Origin of the sequence: Methylobacterium sp. E-041, from assembly GCF_022829665.1 — a bacterium.
GTDB lineage: Bacteria > Pseudomonadota > Alphaproteobacteria > Rhizobiales > Beijerinckiaceae > Methylobacterium.
This window is the reverse complement of record NZ_JAKSYQ010000229.1, coordinates 1-2,304: the sequence shown is the minus strand read 5'-3', so window position 1 is coordinate 2,304 and position 2,304 is coordinate 1. Positions and strand designations below refer to the sequence as shown.

Annotated in this window: 1 protein-coding gene and 2 pseudogenes; 2 read left to right on the top strand and 1 reads right to left on the bottom strand. The window is 66.4% G+C overall.

Annotated features, from left to right (window positions below):
• Together MKK70_RS21925 and MKK70_RS21920 are read left to right on the top strand one after the other, a co-directional pair.
• Nucleotides 1–1,074 (top strand): IS3 family transposase gene (locus tag MKK70_RS21925; protein WP_243949885.1). Its coding sequence is split into 2 segments (ribosomal slippage), with 1,075 coding nucleotides annotated over them: nt 1–200 and nt 200–1,074; the frame shifts between segments, so codons are not numbered across the junction. This gene is flagged as partial in the annotation.
• Between the two features lie 83 nt (nt 1,075–1,157).
• A pseudogene (locus MKK70_RS21920) lies at nt 1,158–1,565 on the top strand (response regulator); the annotation flags it as partial.
• A gap of 30 nt (nt 1,566–1,595) precedes the next feature.
• On the opposite strand, the pseudogene MKK70_RS21915 reads toward MKK70_RS21920, so the two are convergent.
• Nucleotides 1,596–2,304 (bottom strand): annotated as a pseudogene (locus MKK70_RS21915) (AI-2E family transporter); the annotation flags it as partial.

The following is a 2,304-nucleotide window of genomic DNA, read 5'->3' as shown; positions in this document are numbered from 1 at the left end:
GGCCCAGGGCAAGAGTTTGGCCCTTGCATGCAGGGAGGCGGAGATCTCCGAGCAGAGTTACTACCGCTGGCGCAAGGAGTACGGCGGCCTTCAGGTCGATCAAGCCAGGAAGATGAAGGATCTGGAGCGCGAGAACGCTCGGCTGCGCCGGCTCGTCGCCGACCTTTCTCTAGAGAAGCAGGTGCTGGCGGACGTCGCCTCGGGAAACTTGTAGCCCCCGAGCGGCGCCGGCAGGCAGTCGACGGCATCCGTGAGAAGTACGGCCTCTCGGAACGTCACGCCTGTCGGATCGTCGGCCAGCACCGGGGCACACAGCGCTACGTACCCACCGTACTGACCGATGAGGATGAGCTGACCCAGGCCATCATCGCCCTGGCGTCCGAGTACGGACGCTACGGCTATCGCCGCGTCACCGCGCTGCTACAGGCAGCCGGCTGGCAGGTAGGCAAAGACCGGGTTCAGCGCATCTGGCGTCGCGAGGGGCTGAAGGTCCCCAGCCGACATAGACCCCGCAGCCGCCTGTGGCTGAACGACGGCTCCTGCGTGCGGCTACGACCACTTCACCGCAATCACGTCTGGAGCTTCGACTTCGTGCAAGCCCAGACGCACGATGGCCGCAGCCTGCGCATCCTGACGCTGATCGACGAGCACAGCCGTGCCTGCCTCGCGCTGAAGGTGGCGCGGCGCATCAACAGCCTCGGCGTGATCGAGGCGCTGGCCGACGCGATGTGCCTGCACGGCATCCCGGAGAACATCCGCTGCGACAATGGTCCTGAGATGATCGCAAAGGCGTTGCGCAAGTGGGTCGCCAAAGCTGGCTCGCAGATCCAGTACATCGCGCCAGGATCCCCGTGGGAGAATGGCTATTGCGAGAGCTTCAACGGCAAGCTTCGTGACGAGTGTCTAAACCAGGAGATCTTCTACTCGCTGAAGGAAGCGCAGATCGTGATCGGTCTCTGGCAAACCACCTACAACCGCCTCCGACCGCATTCGTCGCTGGGCTATCGGCCGCCCGCGCCCGTCAGCTACCCGAATCTGGCCTTCCGGCTACCCATGGCCGCCACCATGCAGTAGCCTCTCAATTGGCTCGGTCCAAAATACCGGTCAGGTCACCCCGTGTACCCGACCCGGTGACGTCCGCCTTCGCGGACGGGGTGCCGGGACCGCTCGTCGGCGGTCACGGCACCTGCGTCCTGGTGGTCGAGGACAACGTTGACGTCGGCGCCTTCGCCACCCAGTCCCTGGCCGAGCTCGGCTACGCCACGGTCTGGGCTAAGAACGCCGATCAAGCGCTTGCGGAACTCGCAAAAGATACAGGCCGCTTCGATGTGGTGTTCTCCGACGTGGTCATGCCGGGCATGGACGGGATCGATCTCGGCCACGAGATCCGTCGCCGCCACCGCGACCTGCCGGTGGTGCTAACGTCAGGCTACAGCCACGTGCTGGCCAAAAATGGCACGTACGGATTTGAACTCCTGCACAAGCCGTATTCCGTCGAGGAACTCTCCCGGATCCTGCGCAAGGTCGTGACCTTGCAGGGATCGCGGGGAAGGCCGGGGGCCTGACCCCGCACGCGGGGCAGCCCGACGAGGTCTTTACGCCGCGTGTGCCGTGATCGATCCCCCCGCCATTCTGGGCGACCCACCGGCTGCCGCGAGGCAGGCATCAACGGCTCCGCGGAGGGACGACACGTAGACGTCGGCGCCGACCTGCCGTCCGAGCCCCGCGTCGGTCAGGACCCCTTCGCCCTCCGGCCAGAGGCCGACCAGCACCGGCACGGCCGGGGCCCAACGCTTCAGGCGCTCCAGCAGGTAACGCAGGTGCGACGGGTTGCCGGTGATGTCGAGGTAGGAGATACACACCATCGCCACACCTGACAGGTCGAGGTCATGTATGCCCTCGCGCGAGGCGGACTGATAAGCGGTCACCCGGGCGCCAAGCCCGTGCTTGCGCAGCAATTGCGCCAGCATTGCTGAGGAGGCCTCGTCGAGAGGGCCGCGTCCGGCAAGGCACAGCACCGGCAACTCGCCGCGCCACGCTTCAGGCAACGCGTCCCGGGCCGGGGCCTGACCGGGCACAGCCTCGTTCTTCGGATGCGCGCGCTCGGCGAGCGTCGGGGTGTCGTTCGGGTTGACCGTCGCGTCCATTCCGGCCGGCTCGCCGTCGGGATGGTCCTCGAAGTCCTCGACGAGGGAGCGCGCTGAGGCGCGGATGTTCTCTAGCTGGGCCGGGGTGACGACTCCGCGGGCGTAGTCGTTGGCGGCGAGCTGCAGGCCCTTGAGCGCCACCTCGTCGTAGTACGAC